General features: G+C 42.7%; 26 protein-coding genes. 18 read left to right on the forward strand and 8 right to left on the reverse strand.

Annotation, left to right across the window (positions count from 1 at the left end; translation table 11 throughout):
- The first annotated feature begins 95 nt into the window (after positions 1 to 95).
- The 6 genes from HNR31_RS05810 to HNR31_RS05835 all read left to right on the forward strand — a co-directional run bounded on the left by HNR31_RS05810 (position 96) and on the right by HNR31_RS05835 (position 7,569).
- On the forward strand, positions 96 to 1,715 hold the full coding sequence (locus HNR31_RS05810; protein WP_181555327.1) for a M20/M25/M40 family metallo-hydrolase: 1,620 nt from the start codon (positions 96 to 98) through the stop codon (positions 1,713 to 1,715).
- Between the two features lie 104 nt (positions 1,716 to 1,819).
- Positions 1,820 to 3,016, forward strand: a complete 1,197-nt coding sequence (locus HNR31_RS05815) for an MFS transporter (RefSeq protein ID WP_181555328.1) — start codon at positions 1,820 to 1,822, stop codon at positions 3,014 to 3,016.
- An 82-nt stretch (positions 3,017 to 3,098) separates the two neighbouring features.
- Positions 3,099 to 4,028 carry a DMT family transporter gene (locus HNR31_RS05820; protein WP_181555329.1) on the forward strand — a complete coding sequence of 310 codons (930 nt, stop codon included), beginning with the start codon at positions 3,099 to 3,101 and terminating at the stop codon, positions 4,026 to 4,028.
- Positions 4,029 to 4,044: 16 nt separating this feature from the next.
- Positions 4,045 to 4,866 (forward strand): glycosyltransferase family 2 protein, encoded by an 822-nt coding sequence (locus HNR31_RS05825; protein ID WP_181555330.1) that lies wholly within the window; start codon positions 4,045 to 4,047, stop codon positions 4,864 to 4,866.
- Positions 4,867 to 5,401: 535 nt separating this feature from the next.
- Positions 5,402 to 6,784, forward strand: a complete 1,383-nt coding sequence (locus tag HNR31_RS05830; protein WP_181555331.1) for a glycine--tRNA ligase — start codon at positions 5,402 to 5,404, stop codon at positions 6,782 to 6,784.
- A 110-nt stretch (positions 6,785 to 6,894) separates the two neighbouring features.
- Complete coding sequence (locus HNR31_RS05835) at positions 6,895 to 7,569, forward strand: uracil-DNA glycosylase (protein WP_181555332.1); 675 nt, start codon at positions 6,895 to 6,897, stop codon at positions 7,567 to 7,569.
- 90 nt (positions 7,570 to 7,659) lie between these two features.
- Here the strand turns inward: HNR31_RS05835 and HNR31_RS05840 are convergent, their stop codons facing one another.
- A complete protein-coding gene (locus HNR31_RS05840) occupies positions 7,660 to 9,276 on the reverse strand; it encodes a glycoside hydrolase family 13 protein (RefSeq protein WP_181555333.1) in 1,617 nt (538 codons plus the stop codon).
- 96 nt (positions 9,277 to 9,372) lie between these two features.
- Here HNR31_RS05840 and HNR31_RS05845 point away from each other — a divergent pair, with 96 nt between their 5' ends.
- From HNR31_RS05845 to HNR31_RS05855, 3 genes are all read left to right on the forward strand, one after another.
- Positions 9,373 to 9,639 carry a YwdI family protein gene (locus HNR31_RS05845; protein WP_181555334.1) on the forward strand — a complete coding sequence of 89 codons (267 nt, stop codon included), beginning with the start codon at positions 9,373 to 9,375 and terminating at the stop codon, positions 9,637 to 9,639.
- A 232-nt stretch (positions 9,640 to 9,871) separates the two neighbouring features.
- The gene (locus HNR31_RS18595; RefSeq protein WP_258561018.1) at positions 9,872 to 9,997 is read left to right on the forward strand and encodes a hypothetical protein; all 126 of its coding nucleotides are present in this window, start codon (positions 9,872 to 9,874) and stop codon (positions 9,995 to 9,997) included.
- An 89-nt stretch (positions 9,998 to 10,086) separates the two neighbouring features.
- Positions 10,087 to 10,458 carry a DUF423 domain-containing protein gene (locus HNR31_RS05855; RefSeq protein ID WP_181555335.1) on the forward strand — a complete coding sequence of 124 codons (372 nt, stop codon included), beginning with the start codon at positions 10,087 to 10,089 and terminating at the stop codon, positions 10,456 to 10,458.
- Positions 10,459 to 10,665: 207 nt separating this feature from the next.
- On the opposite strand, the gene gerQ is transcribed toward HNR31_RS05855, so the two are convergent.
- From gerQ to hemQ, 3 genes are all read right to left on the reverse strand, one after another.
- A complete protein-coding gene (gene gerQ, locus HNR31_RS05860; RefSeq protein ID WP_181555336.1) occupies positions 10,666 to 11,199 on the reverse strand; it encodes a spore coat protein GerQ in 534 nt (177 codons plus the stop codon).
- Between the two features lie 24 nt (positions 11,200 to 11,223).
- On the reverse strand, positions 11,224 to 11,646 hold the full coding sequence (locus HNR31_RS05865) for a cell wall hydrolase (protein WP_181555337.1): 423 nt from the start codon (positions 11,644 to 11,646) through the stop codon (positions 11,224 to 11,226).
- Positions 11,647 to 11,847: 201 nt separating this feature from the next.
- Positions 11,848 to 12,594, reverse strand: coding sequence for a hydrogen peroxide-dependent heme synthase (gene hemQ, locus HNR31_RS05870; RefSeq protein WP_181555338.1), 747 nt, complete (start codon positions 12,592 to 12,594; stop codon positions 11,848 to 11,850).
- A 205-nt stretch (positions 12,595 to 12,799) separates the two neighbouring features.
- Between hemQ and pta the strand changes: the two genes are divergently transcribed.
- A complete protein-coding gene (pta, locus tag HNR31_RS05875) occupies positions 12,800 to 13,771 on the forward strand; it encodes a phosphate acetyltransferase (protein ID WP_181555339.1) in 972 nt (323 codons plus the stop codon).
- Between the two features lie 96 nt (positions 13,772 to 13,867).
- A complete protein-coding gene (locus HNR31_RS05880) occupies positions 13,868 to 14,695 on the forward strand; it encodes a lipoate--protein ligase family protein (protein WP_181555340.1) in 828 nt (275 codons plus the stop codon).
- A 53-nt stretch (positions 14,696 to 14,748) separates the two neighbouring features.
- Here HNR31_RS05880 and HNR31_RS05885 read toward each other — a convergent pair whose 3' ends face one another.
- Positions 14,749 to 15,408: an RsfA family transcriptional regulator gene (locus HNR31_RS05885; protein ID WP_181555341.1), complete on the reverse strand. Its 660-nt coding sequence runs from the start codon at positions 15,406 to 15,408 to the stop codon at positions 14,749 to 14,751.
- Between the two features lie 407 nt (positions 15,409 to 15,815).
- On the opposite strand from HNR31_RS05885, the gene HNR31_RS05890 reads away from it, so the two are divergent.
- The 3 genes from HNR31_RS05890 to HNR31_RS05900 all read left to right on the forward strand — a co-directional run bounded on the left by HNR31_RS05890 (position 15,816) and on the right by HNR31_RS05900 (position 18,017).
- On the forward strand, positions 15,816 to 16,043 hold the full coding sequence (locus HNR31_RS05890; protein ID WP_181555342.1) for a YuzB family protein: 228 nt from the start codon (positions 15,816 to 15,818) through the stop codon (positions 16,041 to 16,043).
- 140 nt (positions 16,044 to 16,183) lie between these two features.
- Positions 16,184 to 17,485 (forward strand): HD domain-containing protein, encoded by a 1,302-nt coding sequence (locus tag HNR31_RS05895; RefSeq protein WP_181555343.1) that lies wholly within the window; start codon positions 16,184 to 16,186, stop codon positions 17,483 to 17,485.
- 13 nt (positions 17,486 to 17,498) lie between these two features.
- Positions 17,499 to 18,017: a YwgA family protein gene (locus HNR31_RS05900; RefSeq protein WP_181555344.1), complete on the forward strand. Its 519-nt coding sequence runs from the start codon at positions 17,499 to 17,501 to the stop codon at positions 18,015 to 18,017.
- Positions 18,018 to 18,029: 12 nt separating this feature from the next.
- Here the strand turns inward: HNR31_RS05900 and HNR31_RS05905 are convergent, their stop codons facing one another.
- Both HNR31_RS05905 and HNR31_RS05910 read right to left on the reverse strand, forming a co-directional pair.
- A complete protein-coding gene (locus HNR31_RS05905; protein WP_181555345.1) occupies positions 18,030 to 19,331 on the reverse strand; it encodes an NCS2 family permease in 1,302 nt (433 codons plus the stop codon).
- A 113-nt stretch (positions 19,332 to 19,444) separates the two neighbouring features.
- Positions 19,445 to 19,651 carry a 2-hydroxymuconate tautomerase gene (locus tag HNR31_RS05910; RefSeq protein WP_258561019.1) on the reverse strand — a complete coding sequence of 69 codons (207 nt, stop codon included), beginning with the start codon at positions 19,649 to 19,651 and terminating at the stop codon, positions 19,445 to 19,447.
- Between the two features lie 120 nt (positions 19,652 to 19,771).
- Between HNR31_RS05910 and HNR31_RS05915 the strand changes: the two genes are divergently transcribed.
- Together HNR31_RS05915 and HNR31_RS05920 are read left to right on the forward strand one after the other, a co-directional pair.
- Positions 19,772 to 20,440, forward strand: coding sequence for a site-2 protease family protein (locus tag HNR31_RS05915; protein ID WP_181555347.1), 669 nt, complete (start codon positions 19,772 to 19,774; stop codon positions 20,438 to 20,440).
- A gap of 23 nt (positions 20,441 to 20,463) precedes the next feature.
- Positions 20,464 to 20,976 (forward strand): YwhD family protein, encoded by a 513-nt coding sequence (locus HNR31_RS05920; protein WP_181555348.1) that lies wholly within the window; start codon positions 20,464 to 20,466, stop codon positions 20,974 to 20,976.
- A gap of 149 nt (positions 20,977 to 21,125) precedes the next feature.
- Here HNR31_RS05920 and HNR31_RS05925 read toward each other — a convergent pair whose 3' ends face one another.
- On the reverse strand, positions 21,126 to 23,186 hold the full coding sequence (locus HNR31_RS05925; protein ID WP_181555349.1) for a transglycosylase domain-containing protein: 2,061 nt from the start codon (positions 23,184 to 23,186) through the stop codon (positions 21,126 to 21,128).
- A 205-nt stretch (positions 23,187 to 23,391) separates the two neighbouring features.
- Here HNR31_RS05925 and speE point away from each other — a divergent pair, with 205 nt between their 5' ends.
- Positions 23,392 to 24,219 carry a polyamine aminopropyltransferase gene (speE, locus tag HNR31_RS05930; RefSeq protein WP_181555350.1) on the forward strand — a complete coding sequence of 276 codons (828 nt, stop codon included), beginning with the start codon at positions 23,392 to 23,394 and terminating at the stop codon, positions 24,217 to 24,219.
- Positions 24,220 to 24,231: 12 nt separating this feature from the next.
- Complete coding sequence (gene speB / locus HNR31_RS05935) at positions 24,232 to 25,113, forward strand: agmatinase (RefSeq protein ID WP_181555351.1); 882 nt, start codon at positions 24,232 to 24,234, stop codon at positions 25,111 to 25,113.
- Positions 25,114 to 25,197 lie beyond the last annotated feature (84 nt).

Consider the following 25,197-nt stretch of genomic DNA (forward strand, 5'->3'; position numbering starts at 1 on the left):
TATTATTACTGTTTTTTCTTGCTTCAATTTGTAGATGATCATAGTTACAATAAATAGTAAGGATATTATGAAAAGTGTGAAAAGAGGGGAAGCGGATGAAATGGCAAACGACGCAACAATTGAAACAACTGCTTGGCAAATTAGTGAAATACCCAAGTATAAGCGGGTCGAAGGCAGAGGTGTTACTTGCGCAATATGTGGCGGCGCAATTAAGTGAGCTTGATTATTTCCGGGAAAATAATGAGCTAGTTCAATTACATTCGACCGGTGATGGTCGTTATTTTGTAACAGCGCTTGTAAAAAGGAACGAATATATTCGCGATACCATTATTCTCGTGAGTCATTTTGACGTTGTTGATGTGCAAGATTACGGGGCGTGGAAGGATGTGGCGTTCTCTCCAGAGGAGTTAACCAAGCTTTTTTATAAACATCAAGAGCGTCTTCCATCAGAAGTACAAGCGGATTTGCAGGAAGGGGAATGGATATTTGGCCGCGGTGTCATGGATATGAAGAGTGGACTTGCGCTTCATATGTCGCTTATTGAACAGGCATGTGCAGGTAAATTTAGCGGCAATTTGTTGCTTTTGACCGTGCCTGATGAAGAAGTGAACTCGATGGGAATGAGAGCGGCAGTGCCGGCGTTATTGGAAATGGCGGAGAAATATGGTTTGGCGTATAAATTAGTGTTGAACTCCGAACCGATGTTTACGCGTTATCCGGGAGATCAAACGAATTACATCTATACCGGCTCCATCGGCAAAGTGCTGCCAGGCTTTTATTGTTACGGAAAGGAAACCCATGTCGGAGAACCGCTCGCGGGGCTAAATGCAAACTTTATGGCTTCGCAAATTACAAATGAATTTGAGTTAAACACCGATTTCTGCGAGGTGTTTGGTGAGGAAATCAGCCCGCCGCCGACAAACTTGCTTCAAATGGATTTAAAAGAGGACTACTCTGTTCAAATTCCGCACCGTGCTGTTACGTTATTTAATTTGTTTTTGCAGCAAAAATCAATGGATGAAATGACGGGGGCTTTAGTCGAACTCGCGAAACGCACAGCAAGGAGGATAGAGGAACGGTATCACCATCAAGCTACTCGCTTTGCGCAACTGGAAAAGTCGACATCGAGGGCGCTTTCTGTGAACGTGTTGACATTTGCGGAGTTAAGACATAGGGCGGTCGAAATGGTCGGACTTGAGGCAGTCGAACAGTTAGAACAGACGATATTGACGAACAAAAAGAAGAAAGACGAACGGGAGCGGACCATTCAATTCGTTGATCGATTAGCGATTCTTTGTAAGGACTTAGCACCGATGATCGTGTTATTTTATGCGCCTCCGTATTACCCAGCTGTCAACTCGAGTGATGATCCGCTTGTGAAACATGTGGTTGAGCGTTTGCAACAGCACGCTTCCAAAAAACATGGGGTAAAAATTGTTCAACAGCATTATTTCGGTGGGATTTCTGATCTAAGCTATGTCGGCTTGCAGCAACCATTCTCTTCCTTGCAAGCGCTCACGGCAAATATGCCGATGTGGAAGCGCGGATATGACTTGCCGCTTGAAGCTCTTAAGAAATTGAATGTGCCTGTGTTGAATGTCGGACCGGTTGGGCGTGATGCGCATCAATGGACAGAGCGGTTAAACGTACCTTTGGCGTTTGAGACGATGAAAGAGTTATTAGAGTATACAATTCAAGAGGTATTTTCAAAATAAAACAAAGGGGTCAAGACTCCTTTGTTTTTTATTTGAATAATCAGAGAGCAGCCAATATAATGATGTAAGGTAGCGTCTTTACATCTGTAAAAGGAGGAGTTGTCATGAGTCAACAGGAAGTTTCGCACCGAAGGCTATTAGGCATTGCTGGGCTTGGCTGGTTGTTCGATGCGATGGATGTAGGAATGTTGTCGTTTATTATAGCGGCATTACAAAAAGATTGGAATTTGACGGTTGAACAAATGGGATGGATTGGCAGTGTCAATTCGATTGGTATGGCAGTAGGGGCACTGTTGTTTGGACTTCTGGCGGACCGAATTGGAAGAAAAAATGTTTTTATTGTTACGCTTTTGTTGTTCTCTGTTGGCAGCGGATTATCAGCATTTACGACGACATTAACGGTGTTTCTCATTTTGCGATTTTTGGTCGGAATGGGGCTAGGCGGCGAATTGCCGGTAGCGTCTACACTTGTGTCAGAAAGCGTGCCGGCAAAGGAGCGCGGCAAGGTAGTTGTTTTGTTGGAAAGTTTCTGGGCTGGCGGCTGGTTACTAGCGGCACTTATTTCGTATTTTGTGATTCCGAAATACGGCTGGCAGATGGCACTAATATTAGCGGCGCTTCCGGCGTTGTATGCGCTTTACTTACGTTGGAACTTGCCTGATTCGCCGAGATTTATGAGCGTGAAAAAAGAGGAGACGGTATGGAACAATATCGTGAAAGTATGGTCGTCGCCGTATCGAAAAGAAACGCTTATGCTTTGGGTGCTTTGGTTTTGTGTCGTGTTCTCGTACTATGGAATGTTTTTATGGCTGCCGAGTGTCATGGTGATGAAAGGGTTTAGCTTAATTAAAAGTTTCGAGTATGTGTTGATTATGACGCTTGCGCAATTACCAGGTTATTTTAGCGCGGCATGGCTCATTGAACGGGCTGGTCGAAAATTTGTTCTTGTGGTGTATTTAATCGGCACAGCAGTAAGCGCGTACTTTTTTGGAAATGCAGAGTCGCTCGCGTTATTAATGATATCCGGCGTTTTGCTGTCGTTTTTTAACCTTGGTGCATGGGGCGCATTGTACGCTTATACCCCGGAACAATATCCAACATCTATTCGCGGCACAGGGGCAGGCATGGCCGCTTCGTTTGGGAGAATCGGCGGTATTCTTGGTCCGCTGCTTGTCGGCTATCTCGTCGCGCAAAAAACAGCGATGACCACAATTTTTGCGATTTTCTGTATCGCCATCTTTATCGGAGCGTTTGCTGTATGGGCGTTAGGAAAAGAAACGAAACATCAGGAATTGGTATAATTGATTGACAAATAAGGGAAGGAGCTATAATTTTAGTATTATTGCTTCTTCTCTTTTATTTTTGTGAAAGAGGTTGTATCGTATGTCTAAATTATCTACGTATTTCTCTTTAGTTATGGTAATGGTATTTTGGGGGGCAAACGTTGTCGCCGTGAAGATACTGGTTTATACGTTTGCACCGATTACGATTACGGCATTTCGTATTTTTATCGCTTCTCTTACGGTATTTTTAGTTTTGGGCATTGCGGGACAATGGAGAAAAGTGACCGCTAAAGAAATGTTAATGATGTTTGTGACAGGGCTATTGAATGTCGTTGCCCATCATTATTGTTTAGCGACTGGATTAACAAAAACAACTGCTTCTAATGCCGGAATTATTTTAGGGATGTCTCCATTGTTGACGGCGCTGTTGGCCCTCATTTTTTTGCGTGACCGGTTTCGGGCCGCCAAATTTATCGGTATTATCTTTGGCTTTGCAGGGGTGATTTTTATCGTCACTCATAGCTCTGCGAAAATCGGCGCTGTTTCTCTAGGAGACATGCTTATTTTCCTGGCGGTATTGGCACAGGCAGTCAGCTTTATTTTCATTAAAAAATTAGCGGCAACCATTGATGCGAGATTGTTGACAGGATGGATGCTGTTGTTTGGGTCGGTGGTTTTATTTTTAGCGAGCTTGTTTATCGAGCCGGACGGTTTATTGCGATTAAAAGAAGGGAAAATAACAACTTGGTTCATTTTTTTAGCCTCGGCGATATTGGCGACCGGATTAGGCCAAATGATATATAATCGAGCGATCCACAGTCTTGGTGCAGCCGAATCAGCCATCTTTATTAACTTATCACCATTTTTTTCGCTAGTTGCCTCTTCTTTATTTTTAGGAGAAACCATTCATGTTGTACAGTGGTTCGGCTTTTTCTTTATTGTTGTTGGCGTTATGCTTGCATCAGGAGCTGTAGAAGAGGGATTTTCTAAGATGATGCGGACATTTGGGCAAAGAAAATTGATGGGATAGAGGCGGTGATGTTGACTTGAATCCGTTTGTTTCCGTTGTCGTTCCTACATACAATCGGTCATATCCGCTTGCGGAGTTGCTGGAATCGCTAAGCAGGCAAATATATCGCCATTTTGAAGTGGTGATTGTCAATGATGGCGGTGCGCGTGTTGAACAGGTTGTGGCGTTGTATCCTGAATTACAAGTGAATGTCATCCACTTGGAAAAGAATATCGGACATGTCGAGGCAAGAAATATTGGGGTGAAGGCAGCAAAAGGCGAGCTCGTCATGCTTTGCGATGATGACGATTTATTGTTGCCTTGTCATATGGAACGAATGGTGTCGGAAATTACGGATGTAGACTTTGTTTACTCTGACGTAGAAATTTTTCATTACAAAGTCGACAACGGGCAGCGCGTACCGACGGATCGGTTTTTATTTGCATACGAGTATGATAAAGCAGCGATGCGAAAATTTTCGACGTATGTTCCATCTGGGAGTTTGTATCGAAAAGACATTCATGTATCGCTTGGCTATTTTGATCCTCATGTGCACAATTACTGGGATTGGGACTTTTTTTTGCGCGTGTCAGAGACGTTTCGCATCAAGCGAGTCGCTGCGGCGAGCGTATTGTATGCTTTTTCGCAGGAGGGGGATCATTTGTCGCGACAAATGAGCGACAAGCGGCAAATGTATTTGAACCGATTAAGTGAAAAACACGGGCTTGGGCCATTGCCGACGAAAAACTTTTGGTTGCTTCTTCAAGAGCCGGAAGTGGCGAAGCGAAAAGCGGGAAGCCAAATCATCTGGGACGGAAAACCAGTGATTTCTCGATTATGTTCGTTAGCGAAGCAATAGATCGTTGTTTTTGCAGGGGGCGCTGAACAACATTTGGTGATTTGCCATCTTTTTTAACTGTCCGAAGGTCAAGATTCCCGCTTACCTGCCGCGCATTCGCGTGACTTTCGACCAATCAAAGTACAATAGCAGGTAAATAGATGTACCTGCCAAGCTACTTTTGCTCAGTCGTGGACACCAAAAATCAACAGATACTTTAACACAGTTTTTTTGTAAGAAAGTTACTGTTGGCATTGACGAGTGTTTTTCTGTTTTGCTATTATAAATAGCAAAACACGAATATACTGTGACGATGATGGATGGATAGTAGTTGATCCCTCTCTTCTAGCAGCGAGCCGGGGATGGTGGAAGCCTGGTGAAGACGGTCAATGAAACGGCAGTCCGGAGTTGCTTTTCATGGAAAAGTGGATGTGAAAAAGTGTTTTTTCACATCAACTAGGGTGGAACCGCGGGAGTTACGCTCTCGTCCCTAGGCGCAAGGCCTAGTGGCGAGAGCGTTTTTGTTTTTCAAAAAAATGAGTGAGGAGGAAACATGATGACAGTGACAATGGAGCAAATCGTTGCTCATGCGAAGCATCGGGGCTTTATTTTTCCGGGGTCGGAAATTTATGGTGGTTTAGCGAACACATGGGATTACGGTCCGTTAGGGACGGAATTAAAAAATAACATTAAGCGGGCTTGGTGGAAAAAATTCGTTCAAGAATCTCCTTATAATGTTGGTTTAGACGCGGCGATTTTAATGAATCCGAAAACGTGGGAGGCGTCTGGTCACTTAGGGAATTTCAATGACCCGATGATCGACTGTAAAAGCTGTAAGGCTCGTCATCGCGCCGACAAATTAATTGAAAACGCGTTAGAAGCGAAAGGCATTGAAATGATTGTTGACGGCCTTCCGTTTGAAAAAATGGAACAGCTCATTAAAGAGCACAACATAGTTTGTCCGGAATGCGGCAGTCAAGATTTCACGAATATTCGTCAATTTAATTTAATGTTTAAAACGTTCCAAGGCGTAACGGAATCAAGTGCAAATGAAATTTATCTTCGCCCGGAAACGGCACAAGGAATTTTTGTCAACTTCAAAAACGTCCAACGTACAATGCGGAAGAAGCTCCCATTCGGTATTGCACAAATTGGCAAAAGCTTCCGCAATGAAATTACGCCGGGTAACTTTACGTTCCGTACGCGTGAATTCGAACAAATGGAGTTGGAGTTTTTCTGCAAACCTGGTGAGGAGTTAAAATGGTTTGATTACTGGAAACAATTTTGTGAACAATGGCTGTTGACCTTAGGAATGAAACGCGACAGCATCCGTCTTCGTGACCACTCGAAAGAAGAATTGTCGCACTACAGCAACGCGACAACAGATATCGAGTATAAATTCCCGTTTGGATGGGGAGAGCTATGGGGCATTGCCTCTCGTACGGACTATGATTTAAAACAACATATGGAGCATTCAGGAGAGGATTTCCATTATATTGACCAAGAAACGAATGAACGTTACATTCCTTACTGCATTGAGCCGTCGCTTGGGGCAGACCGCGTCACGCTTGCGTTCATGATTGATTCGTACGAGGAAGAGCAGCTCGAGGATGGTACGACGCGTACGGTCATGCGCTTACATCCAGCGCTTGCGCCTTATAAAGCAGCTGTGTTCCCGTTATCGAAAAAGCTCTCGGACGGAGCGCGCAAAATTTTTGAGGATTTAGCGAAACATTTTATGGTTGATTATGATGAGTCCGGTTCGATCGGCAAACGCTATCGCCGTCAAGATGAAATCGGCACTCCATTTTGTATTACGTATGACTTTGATTCTGAAGAAGACGGCATGGTCACGGTGCGCGATCGCGACACGATGGAACAGACGCGCGTCCCAATCGCAGAATTGAAAAACTTCTTAGAAGAGAAAATTCAATTTTAATAAGAAACGGTGCAGAAAGTGTTTTTTCTGCACCGTTTTATTTGTTTATAGGAGGTGTTCTTGTGGTACATTAATGATGAATGTCAATCTACAAAATAGGGGTTTTGTATATGGCTATTTTAAAAAATGATTGGGCACCTTTATTAGAAGAGGAGTTTCAGAAGCCGTATTATTTAAAATTAAGAGAATTTTTAAAAGAAGAATATCGAACAAGAACAATTTATCCTGATATGTATGACATCTTTAATGCGCTTCATTATACGCCATATGAACAAGTGAAAGTCGTTATTTTAGGGCAAGACCCGTATCACGGTCCAAATCAGGCGCACGGCTTAAGCTTTTCCGTCAAACCGGGTGTTCCTTTGCCGCCGTCGCTGCTCAATATTTTTAAAGAGCTGCATGATGATGTAGGTTGCTATATTCCGAATAACGGTTATTTAGTTAAATGGGCAAAGCAGGGCGTGTTATTGTTAAATACGGTGTTAACCGTGCGACGAGGCGAGGCAAATTCCCATAAAGGAAAAGGATGGGAATTTTTCACTGATCGTGTCATTGAGCTTGTCAATGAAAAGCAGGAGCCAGTTGTATTTATATTATGGGGGCGGCATGCGCAAGCGAAAAAAGAGCTGATTACAAATAAGCATCACTACATTATCGAAGCGCCTCATCCAAGCCCGTTTTCCGCGGCACGCGGTTTTTTCGGAAGCCGGCCGTTTTCGAAAACGAATGAATTTCTAACAAAAGTCGGTCGCGGTCCGATTGATTGGCAAATTGAAAATATATGAGGAAAGCTGAAGCGGTGTTTGCTACATAAAAGTTAAGCATATATGTATGGACAAGGCTGTCCTAGTGAAGTAGCCAGCCTTGTCTCATCGTTATACTAGTTTGTAAATGCGGGCTTCGTGCGGGCGCATGTGTAACACCGCACCATGTTCTTGTATATCTTCGTAATTGCCGAGCAATAATTCACGTTTGTAAGATGCTAGCGGTGCAGGAAGTTCATAGTCATTGGCGTGGTCACAATGATTTAAGACGATGAGCCAGCGTTCGCTATCGAGTTCGCGTGTGTAAGCATAAATATACGGCTCTGTTTCCGTATAATCGCGGAAAGTTCCGTATACCATGACCGGATTCTCTTTTCGTAATTGAATGAGTTTTCTGTAATAATGGTAGACGGAATTTGGATCTTCGAGCGCTTGCTTGACGTTAATATCCTTATAGTTTGGATTAACTTTGATCCACGGTGTGCCTGTTGTAAACCCAGCGTGTCGGCTGTCGTCCCATTGCATCGGTGTCCGTGAGTTGTCGCGACTCAATGGCTGCAAGCTTTCGAGCACTTCTTGTGGATCACGTCCTTTCGCGACTTCTTCTTCGTATTTATTTTTCATGGCGATATCGTTATAGTCGTCAATCGACGAAAAACGAACACCGGTCATGCCGATTTCTTCCCCTTGATAAATATATGGCGTTCCCGGTAATGTATGCAGCATTGTTCCGAGCAACTTAGCGGATTCGAGGCGGTACTCTTTGTCATTGCCGTAGCGCGTCACCTGTCGTGTATGGTCATGATTGTTTAAAAATTGCGAGTTCCAGCCTTTTCCCCATAATGCTTCATACCAACGTTTTTGAATTTGTTTAAAGCGGAGCGGTTCCCAGCTTGGCATTTCGTCACATACTTCAAAATGGAATAGTGTATGCAGTTCATGGCGGTCTTCGGCGACATATTTTAGCCCTTCTTCTGGCGACGCGAATGCGACTTCACCGACGGTAAAAATGTCGTAATGTTTGAATACTCGTTCGTTCATTTCGCGCAAATAGTCGTGAAGGCCAGGGTTGTTGGTTAAATAGCGGATATCATTCGGGTTAGCGGCGTCCGGGAATCCTTCTGGTTTTGCTAGTAACGCGATCGCGTCTAAGCGAAATCCGTCAATTCCTTTATCAAGCCAAAATCGCATCATTTTATAAATTTCTTCGCGCACCTCAGGATTTTTCCAATTCAAATCAGGTTGTTCGACGGCGAACGAGTGAAAATAATATTGTTCTGTCGTTTCATCGTATTCCCACGCTGATGGGGTAAAATACGAACGCCAGTTGTTTGGTTTGTCGCGCCAAATGTACCAGTCGCGTTTCGGGTTGTCTTTTGATGAACGCGACTCTAAAAACCAAGGATGCTTGTTGGATGTATGATTGACGACAAGATCCATAATGAGCTTCATGTCGCGTTTATGTACTTCGTCAAGAAGCGTTTCCCACGCTTTCATCGTTCCGGCTTTGTCCATGATTGTATAGTAATTGGAAATGTCGTAGCCGTTATCTTTATCCGGCGATTCATAACATGGATTGAGCCAGATGACATCGATGCCCAGATGTTTGATATAATCGAGTTTTTCGATTAATCCTTGCAAGTCGCCGTAGCCATCGCCGTCTGAATCATAAAAACTGCGCCAATATACTTGATACACAACCGCTTCTTTCCACCACGTTTTTTTCATCGTATCCCCTCCAATAAAACGCTTTCAATTTGAAATGTCACTGTCTATAGGATACCATTGAATCAGCGGAAAAAGAAAGATGGGAGTGAAAACGTTTTGGATATATCGGTAACGGCGATTTTAACGAAAATGACCAAAGAGGTGCAAAAGGCACATGCAACGGACAATGTACAACATCTTCGCGAACATATTGCTGCTGTTCGTATTCTTTGCGATCTCATTTTAGAAGGGGATAGTCAAGTCGAAACTTCTATTTCTGTTCCTTCTTCTCCTTCTTTCACAGAGTTGACTTCATCGGAAATAAAAAAAGAACGAATCGATATCGGTGATGACGCAAACGGACCATCTTTGTTCGATTTCTAGAAATTGGAGACGTTCACCTCCGATAATCTATGATGATGAGGGAATAACGCTCAATAAGTGGAGGTGACGATATGCAAGAACGTTTTGATTTTTTTCTAGTTTTGGTTTTTTCGAAGAGGATCACCCGATAAAATTAGCCTATGATCGTTGCGAAGTATATGTTAACGGCGATTTTGTCGGTTATAAAACATTGCTGAATTAAAGCGAAGATATTGTTGATTTAGAAGACTTTTTGCGTAATCAAGGATTTTCAGAAGTGACTGCTCGTGCCAATGGAGACCATTACGACATTAAAACAGATGAAGATTCGGCTGAGCCAATTAAGCAAGTATTGGAAGTATACTTAAAACAACGATAATGTCGCCCTTCTTAAGCAGAAGGGTTTTTCTTTTGGACGCGAATGCGTTATGATAATGGTAGAATTTATAAGCGAGGGGACGAAAGTAGATGAAAGCATTTGTATTGCTTGGGGCCATCAACGCGTTTTTAGCTGTGGCGCTTGGTGCGTTTGGGGCGCACGGGCTTGAAGGAAAGATTCCTGACCGTTATTTGGAAATATGGAAAACAGGTGTACATTATCAAATGTTCCATACGGTCGGATTATTTGTCGTCGCGTTTTTATTGGCAAAATGGCCGAACGTTGGTCAATTAACAGTTGCGGGTTGGATGATGCTTGCCGGGATTATTTTGTTCTCTGGAAGTCTGTATGTATTGAGCGTCACGCAGATCAAGCCGCTGGGGGCCATTACTCCGTTTGGAGGCGTCGCCTTTTTAATTGCTTGGCTGCTGATCGGATATGCCGCTGTAAAATATTTGTAAAGAAAATAGGGTTGCGATACGGCAACCCTGTTTTTTTATTGATACGAAAATATAAAATTTCTAGCTTAGGCATCATCAGCTCGAGTCGCTCCGTCCCACGCTGCGGGGGAAGACACGATGTTCGGCATTCAGTAAAAAGAGTCGAATGAGATCTCCTCAATAGAGCTTGTTTCCTCATCGTCATAGGCAGGTGCCTTGTCGCTTTTCTTAACGAGGAGCATACGTGCTAAGTCCCGCTGTCCCTCCAGCGAATGGATATTGGTAGTTAATTTCTTCATCAAATGTAATGTAATCGAGATAAATCATTGGCAATAAGTAGCGCATACCCGTTTGCGGATCGCTTAAAATTAAATGGTCGCGTCCGGCTGCTTCGATGGTGCCGCGAAATACTTTTGCGTTCCATTCACGGTTGTTTTCGAACGTCATATAAACCGTGGCCATTTTTCCTTTATTCAAGCGCAAAATGTTTTCAATGTACGATTCTTCAATTGGCAACATGCCGGGTATCGCTGGTTGGCTTGCGGTCGTTGGTGTTTGTGCTGCAAAGGATGGAGGTTGTAGCCCAAAACCGGTTGCCGGCGGGGTTGTTGGTTGTTGGTACGGTAAAGGTTGTTGATAATATGGATAGGCAGTCGGATAGTATGTTTGCGGATACGTATAACCATATGGATAGTATTGGTAAGATTGTTGGCGTTCGTCTTCAGACACGTTCAAAGTTGGTTCATACGGATTTGTTGTCATACGGGAACCTCCTAAATCAAAAATTTAATAAACTCTTGGACATTCGTTCTGCGATGGCGCGTAAAAGCAATGGGATTTATAACGACCGGCGTTCCATTGGTTAAACCATTGTGCCGGGCAATCTCCCGCCGGTTTAAAAAACCACAGTGAGTTCGTAGCGGGATGATAGCGCCAGCCGCGAATCACTTGGCGGGCTAATCCAATGTCGATGTCTCTGGCACGTTGGTAAAAATATCCCTTTTGAATAGCTTCAAAGCCGCCGGGACTTTGGAATACCATTTGGCGAATCGATCGCAACCCTTGAAAATCGAGGCAGTTCGCAATGACACGGTTAACTCCGACGTTCCCTACCATCAACATGCCTAATCTTCCATCGCCTTCTGCTTCTGCCCGCATCAGTCTCGCTAATAATTTCACATCCTCGTCGTTGCAAGCAACAACAGCCATTTTGTGTCACCTCATCCCGTCTTTTTCTCGACAATAATAGGCTATTGTAAAAGCGGAAAATGGGTGACACGAAAAACAAATTTTTATGAACGAATTTCTGATTTATATTTATGGAGAAGAACAGCGTCATATGACAAGAAAAAGAGCATTGTCCAAAAAAAATTATGGGGATGTCTACCTTAAGACATCCCCACTTTTCATTTATACGTGTAAAAACGATGATACTTGCTCTGTTGATAAACGATTGCCCACAAAGAAAGAGCCGAATTCCCCGTAACGAGCGCTTACCTCATCAAACCGCATTTCATAGACGAGTTTCTTAAATTGTAATGCGTCATCAGAGAATAAGGTGACGCCCCACTCATAATCATCAAAACCGACTGAACCTGTAATGATTTGTACGACTTTGCCAGCGTATTTGCGTCCTGTCATACCGTGAGCGCGCATTAGGTTGCGGCGCTCTTCCATTGGGAGCATATACCAGTTATCATTTCCTTGACGGCGTTTGTCCATTGGATAGAAGCAAATATGTTTTGTTTTCGGCAAAATTGGGAAGAGACGGCGGCGCACTTCTGGGTTTTCGTACGGATCACTGCCATCAGAAGGCAAGTAGTTGCTTAATTCAACGATAGATACATATGAATACGTTGGCACAAGGTATTCGGCCAATTTTGTTTTATTGAGAGCTGTTTCGATCTCGTTTAGTTCCTCCATCGTCGGACGTAAAATCATGAACATGATATCTGCTTTTTGGCCAACAATGGTGTAGATAGCATGGCTTCCTTCTTTTTTATCTTCTGTCTCTTGCCACTTTTCTATTAATGATAAAAACTCATGGATTGCGGCTTGACGTTCATCGCTTGTAAGTGTTTTCCACGCGGTCCAATCAATCGAACGAAAATCATGAAGGCAATACCAACCTTCGAGCGTTTGTGCTGCTTCGCTCATTACTTTCACTCCTATGCTAAGTATTTTATAGTTTTACTATAACATAGTTTGTCCAATAAACGCTCGAAAGTCACAAAATCAACAATGTGACTGAATTATTTTAATAAAAAGACTATTTTTTGTAAGGGCTTAACTTGGTTGCGTTTCCCCATAATAAGAGTATCCTAGTAAATGGATGATTTTAATATATTGAGGAGGAGCTTTTGTGAGTGATCTATTTTCTGCCTTGAAGGAAAAAGTGGTTGGAAAACAGCTAAAAATTGTTTTTCCAGAAGGATTAGATGAACGTATTTTAACGGCAGTGAGCCGTTTGGCTAATGAAAATGTATTGAATCCGATTGTGATTGGCAATAAAGAAGCGGTGGAGAAAAAGGCAGCAGAAATCGGCGTAACGCTTCCAAACGTTGAAATCGTGGATCCAGAACAATATGAGGCAATGGACGAGCTTGTGGACGCGTTTGTAGAACGCCGTAAAGGTAAAGTATCAAAAGAAGAGGCACGCACAATTTTATTAGATGAGAATTACTTTGGCACGATGCTTGTGTATATGGACAAAGCACACGGATTAGTGAGCGGGGCGGCTCATTCCACAGCGGATACAGTAAGACCGGCATTACAAATCATTAAAACAAAACCGGGCATTCGCAAAACGTCAGGTGTGTTTATTATGGTGCGCGGTGATGAAAAATATGTGTTTGCGGATTGTGCGATCAATATTGCACCAGATAGCCAAGACTTAGCAGAAATTGCTGTAGAAAGCGCCAACACAGCGAAAATGTTTGACATTGAGCCGCGTGTGGCGATGTTAAGCTTTTCGACAAAAGGTTCGGCTAAATCGCCGGAAACGGAGAAAGTGGTCGAAGCGGTTCGCTTAGCGAAAGAAATGGCTCCTGATTTAACGCTTGATGGAGAGTTTCAATTTGATGCTGCTTTTGTTCCATCTGTCGCGAAAAAGAAAGCGCCGGACTCTGTCATTCAAGGCAATGCGAATGTGTTTGTTTTCCCAAGTTTAGAAGCAGGAAATATCGGTTATAAAATTGCACAACGCCTTGGCAACTTTGAAGCGGTTGGACCGATTTTACAAGGGCTTAATAAGCCAGTGAACGATTTATCGCGCGGCTGCAATGCTGAAGACGTGTACAAGCTTGCCCTCATTACTGCAGCGCAGGCTCTATAAGGAAAAGGAAGGGTTTGACTAAGGAGTCGAACCCTTTTCTTTTGAATTGTATGATATAATCCTCTCGTAGAGATTATGGCAATGAGGAGATTTATCATGATACATGAACTATTACGACAGCCAAAATGGCGAATTATTGACCAATCTCATGTTGGTCCAATGTTTGATGCGAAACAATCGTTTGCGATTGATGATACACTTTGTACGACAGTGGGACAAGGGTTATCCGATGCGGTCGTTCGCACATGGGTTCATCACGATACGGTCGTATTGGGGATTCAAGATACGAAGCTCCCGTATTTGCAGGAAGCGATTTCGTTTCTAGAAAAGCAAGGCTACCGCGTCATCGTTCGCAATTCCGGAGGACTTGCGGTTGTTCTTGATGAGGGAGTTTTAAATATCTCGCTTATTTTTCCGGAAACGACAAAATCGATTGACATTCACCAAGGCTATGATGCAATGTGGGAACTGGTTAAATATATGTTTTCCGCCTACAATGTGAACATCGAAGCAAAGGAAATTGTTGGTTCGTATTGTCCCGGAAGTTACGATTTAAGCATTGGTGGGAAAAAGTTTGCAGGAATCTCACAGCGCCGCGTGCGAGGTGGAGTTGCGGTGCAAATATATATATGTATAAGCGGCAGCGGCTCGGCACGGGCGGAACTGATTCAGCAATTTTATGAGCGTGGTTTAAAAGGAGAGAAAACGAAATTTACGTATCCAAGCATTGTTCCAGAGACGATGGCTTCGTTGTCAGAATTGTTGCAGGAGCCATTGACCATTCAAATGATGATGCTTACACTGTTGCGGACGCTTCAATCGTTAGGTGGCAAGCTTTATTCGTCTTCGTTGACAGCCGAGGAGCAATCATTGTACGAATATTATTGGCAACGAATGATCGAGCGAAATGAAAAGATGCTATAAAACACCGCCTGCCTTTCCCTTGCGATCGTTTTTTAGGGGCGGCAGGCGGGCCATTATTCAGCAATTTTTTCTAAATTTCCGTTTTTGTCCATTTTAAACTTCAGTGTTTGTCGCTCTTCTTCTTCTTGTAATGCAATTTTTCGTGCTCTGTTCATAATTCGCATTAATGTTTCATATTCCTCTTGCATGGAAGAAGAATCTTCTTCTAGTTTAGCAATTTTCTTTTCTAGTTCTTCATTTTTCGCAAGAATTTCTGCTTTTTCTTTCTTTAATTGCTCATTTTCTTTTTGCAGTGCTTCATGGTTAGTATGAATGGATTTGAATGTCTGCAAAAAGGCGATGACATGGTCAAGCGTCATCGTTGTTGATTCGGTAGAAGCAGCCGGTGACGTTGGTAATTCTACGATTTCTCCTAACTCCTCTAATGAAGGAACCGGAGGAGTATACAGCAATTTTTTGCGAACCGGCTGATGCTTTCCAAGGAGCCGCTGTCGTTCCTTCCGCTGTTTTTTTGCTAGTTGTAACGCTTGTTCATATTGTCTGCGCACAACAGCGTTCCAGCGAAATCCGCAGGCAGCGGATGTCCGATTAAGCTTATCTCCTACTTCTTCAAACGCGTTCAGCTGTGTGCTTCCTTCGCGCACATGGCGCAATACTGTTTCAGCTAATAATAAATCATCTTCTTCTGTCCATGCATCTTGTCGTTGTTTCATACTCTCAACTCCCTTTTTTGTATGATAGGAAAGTATAAATTTTAAAGGAGAACTGTCTAGCGCAAGCGACCAGCCAGTTTGCTTTTTGAATCGGAATTGATGCAAAAGTTGCGCAACGCAAAGTATGACTTGAAACGTGATATTTTAAGCAGTTCGGTGTCAAACTAGTCCCTCGGGGTGCGGGTGAAGAACCTTTGCTGGCCGCACTTAGAGAGCGCCTGCGCTTTCCTTGTTTGCTAGTAGTAGCATAGACAAAAAAAAGACATTTTATACGACTTTTAGTTTTTATGAATGAAAAATTATGAGAGTCTTAACTAGCGAGTGTGAATAACTTGCATTAACGGCAGAGAAACGGTAGAATACACGTTAGTGTAAAAATGTCGAGCTTATAGAAAGGATGAACATTGATGGCAAACGAATTTCGCGTATGCGATGATTGCCAAGCCACCAATTTAAAAACGCTGTTGCCGCGGCTTAAGAAACTTGATCCAGACGCTACGATTCAAATTGGTTGTCAATCGTATTGCGGTCCCGGTCGAAAAAAAGCGTTCGCTTTTGTGAATAACCGCCCGATTTCTGCGGCAAATGAGGACGAATTAATCGAAAAAATTGCCCAAAAATTAAACAAGCGCTAAAAAAATCGCCTTCATTTTTTGATGAAAGGTGATTTTTTGTTTCTATTTTTAGGAAATACTATAAGAGAAAAATCAAGTATTTTTTTGTAGATAGAAACGGCTTATAATAGATTCATGTTAGAAATGGAAGAGGGGATAAAATGGCGTATCCCGGCGGACAATTAAGTGAAGAAAAAGTATTTAAAGACCCTGTTCATCGGTACATACATGTTCGTGACAAAGTAATATGGGATTTAATTGGAACAAAAGAATTTCAGCGCTTGCGCCGCATTAAGCAGCTTGGTACGACATATTTAACGTTCCATGGTGCGGAGCATAGCCGATTTAACCATTCGCTCGGCGTGTATGAAATTATTCGTCGCATTATTGATGATGTATTTGTCGGTCGGGAGCATTGGGACCATAGTGAGCGGCTGTTATGTTTATGTGCGGCACTGTTGCATGATTTAGGTCATGGTCCATTTTCTCATTCGTTTGAAAAAGTGTTTCATCTCGACCACGAAGATTTCACACAGGCGATTATTTTAGGCGATACGGAAGTGAACGCCGTTCTAAAACGGCTGGGTGATGATTTTCCGAAAAAGGTCGCCGAAGTGATTGCGAAAACATATCGAAATAAGCTTGTTGTCAGCTTAATTTCGAGCCAAATTGATGCCGATCGAATGGATTATTTGCTTCGTGATGCGTATTACACAGGCGTGAGTTACGGCAACTTTGATATGGAGCGCATTTTACGCGTCATGCGCCCGCGAGAAGACCAAGTCGTCATTAAGCGGAGCGGCATGCATGCGGTCGAAGATTATATTATGAGCCGCTATCAAATGTACTGGCAAGTATACTTTCATCCAGTGACGCGCAGTGCGGAAGTCATCTTGACGAAAATTTTGCATCGTGCCAAACATTTATATGAAGAAGGATACGATTTTCAAACGAAACCTGTCCACTTTTATTCTCTTTTTACGGGAAATGTGAATTTACAAGACTATTTAAAACTCGATGAAGCGGTCATCTTGTTTTATTTTCAGCAATGGCAAGACGAAAAAGATGAGATTTTAAGCGATTTATGTCGTCGTTTTGTCCATCGGCATTTATTTAAGTACGTCGAATTTAGCCCGACGAATGAGCAGATGAAAAAGTTGATGGAGCTGACATTGCTGTTTAAAAGGGCAGGCATTGACCCGGAATATTATTTAGTCGTTGATTCCTCGTCGGATTTGCCGTATGATTTTTACCGCCCTGGCGAAGAAGGAGAGAGGCTGCCGATTCATTTATTAATGCCAAATGGAGAGCTTCGTGAGTTGTCGAGGGAATCAGCGATTGTCGATGCGATTTCCGGAAAAAGGAGAACGGATCATAAATTGTATTTTCCAGACGATTTCATTTATGATTTATCAACGAAGCGTGCGGCAAAGAAAAAGATTATTGAAATATTAGAGGGTTAGGAGATGACGGGGAGTGTTAACAGAGCATGCAAAAGTGATGAAGGCGTTTGCGGCGGCAGGGGAAATCGTCGGTCGAAAGAAATTGCAAAAAATGATTTATATCGCGAAAAAACTACAGTTCCCTTTTTACGAGAAGTTTGACTTTCATTTTTACGGTCCGTATTCGGAAGAATTGACATGGCGCATTGAGGAGCTTTGCAATTTAGGCTTTTTGAATGAAGTGAAAGAGAAAAAGGGCGGCTATTTTCAATATCGTTACACATTAACGGAAGCCGGTGAGGAGTTTTTAAGCCACTACGATATTGATATGCCTCATTTACAAGAGTGTCTGCAAGATATGAACGAGCAAAATTCGCGGTTTTTGGAATTAGTATCGACTGTTCTTTATTTTGAAAGTTTAAGTAAAGATGAAGTGAAAGAAAAAGTATTTTCATTAAAAAGCAAGCAGCGCTATACGGAAGAAGAGATTGAGCAGGCGTATGCGTATATCGCCAAGTTGCGCCATAAAGTGCAAAAAGAAGTCCGCATGTAACGGACTTCTTTTTTAATGTGGCAAGAATGCAAGTTGATAGAAGAATAGGACGGCAAATACATAAACAAGCGGATGGACTTCACGCCATTTTCCGCGCGTAATTTTTAAAAGTGGGTAAGAGATAAAGCCTAAGGCGATTCCGGTAGCGATGCTCGATGTTAGCGGCATGCTTAAGATAATGAGAAATGCCGGGAATGCCTCATCTAATTGGTCCCATTGAATGCGCGCGATGTTGCCGATCATCAGGCTGCCAACAATGATTAAGGCTGGCGCGGTAATCGCGGGAATGCCTGATACTGCACCGACAAGCGGCCCAAAAAAGGCAGAAAGAGCAAATAAAATGGCCACCGTCAATGCTGTTAAGCCTGTGCGCCCTCCGGCTGCAACTCCAGCAGAAGACTCGATGTAGGCTGAGGTTGGGCTTGTTCCAAACATGGCTCCAATAGTTGTGGCAATGGAGTCGGCTAAGAGTGCTTCACGGGCGCGTGGCATTGTATTTCCTTTCATGAGTCCTGCCTGTTGTGCGACTCCGATTATTGTTCCGGTCGTATCGAAAATCGTGACAAGCAAAAAAGAAAAGACAACGGCATATAATCCATGGTGCACAACGTCACCGATAGCTGTTAGGGGATTCGCCATGATGAGTCCTTCCGGCAAAGATGGCATCGAAACAAATCCTTTATCAAATTTGAGTTGTCCTGTCAAATACGCAACAATCCCCGTGACGACCATGCCAAAAAAGAGTGCTCCATTGACACCAAGCGACATGAGAACGAGCGTCACGGCTAAGCCGATGAATGTTAAGATCGCTGATGGAGAGTGTAAATCACCCAGCGCCACTAAGTTTTGTGGGTGAGCTTGAATAATGCCTGTTAAGCGAAGGCCGATAAACGCAATAAACAAACCAATTCCTGCCGTAATGCCATGTTTTAAATTTTCTGGAATCGCTTCAATCAGCTTACGACGCAATGGCGTTAGTGATAAAATGACAAAGATGATTCCAGCGACAAAGACAGCTGAGAAAGCGACCCCGTATGAAATATTTCCGTGAGAACCGACCACGGAATAAGCGAAATAGGCATTTAGTCCCATTCCTGGTGCGATGGCAATCGGATAATTCGCGAATAGCGCTATCCAAAGCGTTCCGATAATCGTAGCGATAATGGTTGCGGTAAATACTTGTTCAAACGGGACACCGGCATCCGATAAGACGACCGGATTCACAACGACAATATATACCATTGTCAAGAAAGTCGTTAAACCAGCGAGTATTTCTGTTTTTGCGCTTGTTTTATGTTCTGACAGCTTAAACATCTGAACCTCCAAAAAACGAACGTTTTATAAAACATATATTATAATATTCGTTTTTTTAGAGGAATGCAATAAAAAAATAAGAAGCTATCTAGTAGCTTCTTAACTGTTGGTTATTATTCGTCACTCAGACGTTTTCCGGCGATAGCGTAATGGTTTTTTGACATTTCTTCAATAAAGACAACGATTTTTTCTTTTTGTGCTCCTGTTGTTTCCGCAACAGCTTCTGTTACTTTTTCAACAAGCGCTTTTTTCTGTTCTTCCGTGCGTCCTTCAAGCATTTTTACGGTTACGTAAGGCATGTCGTTTGTCTCCTTTTCCATATTATGTATTGTCACTTAATTATTATACCATGAACGTAATAACCGCGGTCCACTTTTTGTGAGGAATCATGTATACTGATAGTAAACATTATAAATAAAGAAAGAAGGAGAAAAACGAACGTGGAAAATCTTTTGCCATATTCGATCGGTGAAATTCCTTATGTGTTGATGACGTTAGCGATCGCATTTTCTGTTCACGAATTTGCTCATGCGTATGTTGCTTATAAGTTTGGCGATCCGACGGCAAAAAATCAAGGGAGGTTGACGCTGTCGCCTTTTGCCCATTTAGATATTTTAGGGATATTGTTAATTTTTATCGCAGGGTTTGGATGGGCGAGGCCGGTTCCGGTGAATCCATATTATTTTAAGAATCCGCGTCTTGCTGGGGTTCTCGTGTCGGTTGCTGGTCCTCTTAGCAATCTTGTGCTGGCGGCAGGGGGGATTCTCGTCTGGTACAGCATGATCCGGTTTGGTGTGATGACGATGATACCAGATTGGTTTGCCGCTGGTTTTGATTTGTTTTTTCAGATTTTTATTGGCTTAAACGTGTTACTATTTATTTTTAATTTACTTCCGTTTCCACCTTTAGATGGATACCGAATTATCGAAGATTTAGCTCCTCGCAATATACGAGCCAAAATGACTCAATGGGAGAACTATGGAGCGCTTATTTTTCTTATTCTTGTGTTCACACCGCTTGATCGATATACAATTCACCCGATTTTCAATGTCGCAATTCCGTTTGTTCTTCAGCAATTACAATCGTTTTTCTCCGCGTTGATTTTTTAACATGCATGTAAGGAGGGGGCTTTATGGAGCAAAAAAAGAAAAACATTGGATTTAACATTATTAAAGATGATCCAACCGATGGTCATGGCGGTTTTGGAGCAGGAGCGTTAAGCCTTGAGAACGTATCGCCGGTCATTATTGATGTCGAGGCAGGAGAAGCGTTTGTCGATATGGGGGCAATGCATGCTCGAAGTGCGGTAGAAAGAGGGATTAAATTTACACCGAACCGTGAGGAAGTGCCGAATGGAAAACCGTATTGGCTCGTGTGGGTCACGGTTGACCGGAAAGAAGAAGGACCTTATTATGCGGGAGTGACGGCGTGCGAAATGACGGTTGACCGTGAAACTCGCCGTGGTTATAAAATGTTGCCGGAGCATGTCAATCGTCTTGATAAATCGCTAAAGCGTCGCATTATTGTTGATCATATGGACGAGAAATCGAAACGCGTGTTAGCTGACTTTTTAAAACAGCATGATATCAATATGTGGAATCGTTCGAGTGATGAATTAAAAAATGGATTAGGTTTAGTTGATTAGGAATATTTTTCTATATATGTGACGATTTTGTGAACGTACTTAGGCAAAGGCTTGAGCTTTTTTTGGAAAAAGAGTAAACTAAACCTACATGCATAACACAATAAAACTAGGACAAGAAGCCCCCCAAGCAAAATGCTTGGGGGGCTTCTTTAAAACCAGTTAAACCATTTTTCAAACCAGTTTTTATTTTCTTCTTCTTTGTGTGTCTTCTTTTTCTTCTTTTTGTGCAAATGATCGGTACAATACTCTGTTGGTTCTGTTCCAGCAATATAGTAGGTGAGGCGTTTGACCGGACATGCTTTTGTTGCTAATTTTCCATTATCCGGATTGATATAGACGCCGACTACCCCTTTTGTTGGCTTAAATGTTTTCGCTGGTTTTCCTTGGAGGCTTTTTTCCATAAATTGTACCCAAATTTTTTTGGCATATTGCTTTTCAGCGACTTTGTCAATTGTTTCCGCTCGATCGTAACCGGTCCACACCCCTGCGACAAGTTGCGGCGCATATCCGATCATCCAGCTATCGGTTTCTGTCGTTCCTGATTTTCCGGCGTAATGGCGGGTAATTTCTTTTAAAATCGTTTGTCCTGTTACAGTTGTGTAATCATTGAGTTTCGGGTCAAACATGCCGGTCATTAATTGAGTCGTTACGTAAGCCGCGTCGGGATCAAGCACTTGTTCATTATTTTTTTTGTATTCGTAGATGGTTTCGCCTTTGTGATTAACGACCTTTTTAATAAACACAGGTTCGACTTTTTTTCCGTTATTGGCAAGGATGCTGTAGGCGTTCACCATGTCGATCACTTTGACTGGTGACGTTCCTAACGCCAGTGACGGAACGGCTTTTAATTTACTTGTAATTCCTAGTTTTTTTGCGGTGTGAACGAGCTGCTCTTCCCCAATAAATAAATGCGTTTTTACGGCAAAGACGTTATCCGATAACGCGATCGCTTGGGCAAGGGTAATTGTATCATTTGCGTAATAGTTATTATAGTTATGCGGCGTATACGTCGATTTTCCATCATCAAATGTAAAGGTCGTTAATTCGCTCCGCATTTGTGTGGATGGCGTAAATCCGTGTTTAATGGCCGCATAATAAAGAAATGGTTTAAAGGTAGAACCCGGTTGTCGCTCGGCTTGTACGGCGCGATTGAATGGACTTTTCTCATAATCCCTTCCACCAATAAGCGCTTTGACTTCGCCGGTGTGCGGATCCATCGCGACAAGGGCGGCTTGAATCGCCGAGTTCGGGTCAATCGTATCACGAATTTGCTGTTCTGCAATGGCCTGCATTTTTGGGTCAAGAGACGTATAGACGCGCAATCCTCCCATCTCAATTGTGCGCTCATCAAGACCTAATTTTGTCCGCAGTACATGTTTGACGACATCTTGGAAATACGGTGCGATTTGCCTTTTAATGACTTCATGGTGACGCGAATAAACGAGCGGAGCTTGATAAGCTTTTTCCGCTTCCTTTTTGCTGATGTAACCGCTTTGTACCATCGATAATAGCACCGCTTTTTGTCGTTCTTTTGCCCGTTTTTCGTTAATGAATGGAGAATAGTAAAACGGCCCTTTTGGAATACCAGCTAGCATGCTGGCTTCGCTTAATGTTAGTTGCTTGGCAGTTTTACCAAAATAGTAATTAGCGGCGGCTTCAATTCCGTATGCTCCATGACCGTAGTAAATAGTATTTAAGTACCCTTCTAAAATTTCCTTTTTGCTATAATTGGTTTCAAGTCGAATGGTATATAATGCCTCTTGCAATTTCCGTGTCCATGTTTTATCGTGGCTTAAAAATAAATTTCGCGCATACTGTTGTGTAATCGTGCTTGCTCCTTGTACTTTGGCCATTGCTTTCATATCTGCAATAAGGGCAGCGGCAATTCGTTTCACATCAAAGCCGTGATGTTCGAAAAATTTCCTATCTTCGACGGCAACCGTTGCCTCAATTACATATGGGGAAATCTCATCAAGCCCTACCCAATACCGCTTTTGTCCGTTATCACTTTCGCCGATTTTTGTGCCGTCGTCAGCATAGAAAATCGTTGTTTGCGGCACTGCTAAGGGAGGAGCTCCTTCGAACTTGGCAAACGCGATAAAGCCCCCGATGGCAACAGTGAATAAGATTGCTAGGATGAGGCTAATAAATACGAACGCACGAATGTATTTCAATGTCCCACGAAACCGGCTGCTTGGGATGATTTCCAACGTTCATCACCTCATGATGTTATTTGTATTAGTATGAAAAGATTTTTCCTATTTTAAACATTTTTCTAGCAACTTTTACTTGAAATTTTGCTAGATTGCTCTATACTTTTTCATGTTTGGTTTTTTCTTAGCAAGGGAAAGATAAAATATTATAAGTGTTGTTACATTTAATGGAAATGGAATTATAAAAGAAAGGGTGTTCAAAGTGGAATTATGGTTTACAGAAAAGCAAACAGAGCATTTTGGAATTACGGCGAAAATTAGACGCACTTTACATACAGAACAAACAGAATTCCAAAAATTAGATATGGTGGAAACAGAAGAGTTTGGAAACATGCTTATTTTGGATGGCATGGTAATGACAACGCAAAAAGATGAGTTTGTGTATCACGAAATGGTCGCTCACGTGCCGTTATTTACTCACCCAAATCCAGAAAATGTCCTTGTTGTTGGCGGTGGCGATGGTGGCGTTATCCGTGAAGTGTTAAAACATCCAAGCGTCAAAAAAGCAACATTGGTAGAAATTGATGGGAAGGTTATTGAGTATTCGAAAAAATATCTCCCTGAAATTGCCGGAAAATTGGATGACCCGCGCGTTGAAGTGAAAGTGGACGACGGATTTATGCATATTGCTCAAAGTGAAAACGAGTATGATGTCATTATGGTTGACTCTACAGAACCAGTAGGTCCAGCGGTGAATTTATTTACAAAAGGCTTCTATGCAGGAATTGCGAAAGCATTAAAAGAAGATGGAATTTTCGTAGCGCAAACCGATAATCCTTGGTTTAAAGCGGATTTAATTCGCAGCGTACAACGCGATGTTCGAGAAATTTTCCCGATTACGCGACTTTACATTGCCAACATTCCAACATACCCAAGCGGCATGTGGACGTTTACGATCGGCTCGAAAAAATATGATCCGCTTGAAGTGAGCGACGAACGATTCCATGATATTGATACAAAATATTACACAAAAGAACTTCATAAAGCTTGCTTCGTTCTTCCAAAATTTGTTGCCGATTTAGTGAAATAAGGGGGACCATTTATGCGATTTGATGAAGCTTATTCGGGGAACGTATTTATTAAAAGCCATCCGAATTTTGAAGAAAGCGAAGCCGTTATTTACGGAATGCCGATGGATTGGACGGTAAGCTATCGCCCTGGTTCTCGATTCGGCCCAACGCGCATTCGCGAAGTGTCTATCGGTTTAGAAGAGTATAGTCCGTATTTAGACCGCGAGCTTGGGGAAGTAAAATATTTTGATGCTGGCGATATCCCGCTTCCGTTCGGAAATGCGCAGCGCAGTTTAGATATGATTGAAGAGTTTGTTGACAAAATTTTGGCAGCAGACAAGTTCCCGCTTGGTCTTGGTGGAGAGCATCTCGTCTCTTGGCCGGTCATTAAGGCGATGTATAAAAAGTATCCAGATTTAGCAATTATTCATATGGATGCGCATACGGACTTGCGCGAGCAGTACGAAGGAGAACCGCTTTCTCATTCAACGCCGATTCGCAAAGCCGCAGAACTGATCGGGCCGAAAAACGTTTTCTCATTCGGCATTCGTTCCGGAATGAAAGAAGAATTTGAATGGGCAAAAGAAAACGGTATGTATATCGCCAAATTTGAAGTGCTAGAGCCGTTGAAAGAGGTACTTCCGAAACTCGCGGGCCGACCTGTGTATGTGACAATTGACATTGATGTATTAGACCCGGCCCATGCGCCAGGAACCGGAACGGTCGATGCTGGTGGTATTACATCAAAAGAGCTATTGGCAGCGATTCATGAAATCGCGAAATCCGATATTAAAGTGGTTGGAGCCGACCTAGTAGAGGTGGCGCCAGTGTATGACCACTCCGAGCAAACTGCCAATACCGCAAGCAAACTCGTTCGCGAAATGATTCTTGGTTGGGTGCAAAAACGAAAATAATGGCTGACAACCCTGTCTCTCGTCAGAGGCGGGGTTTTATTTATGAAGTAGCACCTAGACTCTTGAACATTGTAAAAGCATTCC

It is taken from the genome of Thermaerobacillus caldiproteolyticus (genome assembly GCF_013761245.1).
GTDB lineage: Bacteria > Bacillota > Bacilli > Bacillales > Anoxybacillaceae > Thermaerobacillus > Thermaerobacillus caldiproteolyticus.

What these genes read in the sequence shown, in the direction of transcription:
- HNR31_RS05910 (WP_258561019.1), bottom strand. Translation starts at nt 19,651, where the DNA reads ATGGAAAAGGAGACAAACGACATGCCTTACGTAACCGTAAAAATGCTT.
- HNR31_RS05835 (WP_181555332.1), top strand. Translation starts at nt 6,895, where the DNA reads ATGGCTATTTTAAAAAATGATTGGGCACCTTTATTAGAAGAGGAGTTT.
- HNR31_RS05830 (WP_181555331.1), top strand. Translation starts at nt 5,402, where the DNA reads ATGACAGTGACAATGGAGCAAATCGTTGCTCATGCGAAGCATCGGGGC.
- HNR31_RS05880 (WP_181555340.1), top strand. Translation starts at nt 13,868, where the DNA reads ATGATACATGAACTATTACGACAGCCAAAATGGCGAATTATTGACCAA.
- HNR31_RS05885 (WP_181555341.1), bottom strand. Translation starts at nt 15,408, where the DNA reads ATGAAACAACGACAAGATGCATGGACAGAAGAAGATGATTTATTATTA.
- HNR31_RS05890 (WP_181555342.1), top strand. Translation starts at nt 15,816, where the DNA reads ATGGCAAACGAATTTCGCGTATGCGATGATTGCCAAGCCACCAATTTA.
- HNR31_RS05920 (WP_181555348.1), top strand. Translation starts at nt 20,464, where the DNA reads ATGGAGCAAAAAAAGAAAAACATTGGATTTAACATTATTAAAGATGAT.
- HNR31_RS05820 (WP_181555329.1), top strand. Translation starts at nt 3,099, where the DNA reads ATGTCTAAATTATCTACGTATTTCTCTTTAGTTATGGTAATGGTATTT.
- HNR31_RS05895 (WP_181555343.1), top strand. Translation starts at nt 16,184, where the DNA reads ATGGCGTATCCCGGCGGACAATTAAGTGAAGAAAAAGTATTTAAAGAC.
- HNR31_RS05855 (WP_181555335.1), top strand. Translation starts at nt 10,087, where the DNA reads ATGAAAGCATTTGTATTGCTTGGGGCCATCAACGCGTTTTTAGCTGTG.
- HNR31_RS05840 (WP_181555333.1), bottom strand. Translation starts at nt 9,276, where the DNA reads ATGAAAAAAACGTGGTGGAAAGAAGCGGTTGTGTATCAAGTATATTGG.
- HNR31_RS05905 (WP_181555345.1), bottom strand. Translation starts at nt 19,331, where the DNA reads ATGTTTAAGCTGTCAGAACATAAAACAAGCGCAAAAACAGAAATACTC.
- speB (WP_181555351.1), top strand. Translation starts at nt 24,232, where the DNA reads ATGCGATTTGATGAAGCTTATTCGGGGAACGTATTTATTAAAAGCCAT.
- HNR31_RS05865 (WP_181555337.1), bottom strand. Translation starts at nt 11,646, where the DNA reads ATGGCTGTTGTTGCTTGCAACGACGAGGATGTGAAATTATTAGCGAGA.
- gerQ (WP_181555336.1), bottom strand. Translation starts at nt 11,199, where the DNA reads ATGACAACAAATCCGTATGAACCAACTTTGAACGTGTCTGAAGACGAA.
- HNR31_RS05815 (WP_181555328.1), top strand. Translation starts at nt 1,820, where the DNA reads ATGAGTCAACAGGAAGTTTCGCACCGAAGGCTATTAGGCATTGCTGGG.
- hemQ (WP_181555338.1), bottom strand. Translation starts at nt 12,594, where the DNA reads ATGAGCGAAGCAGCACAAACGCTCGAAGGTTGGTATTGCCTTCATGAT.
- HNR31_RS05810 (WP_181555327.1), top strand. Translation starts at nt 96, where the DNA reads ATGAAATGGCAAACGACGCAACAATTGAAACAACTGCTTGGCAAATTA.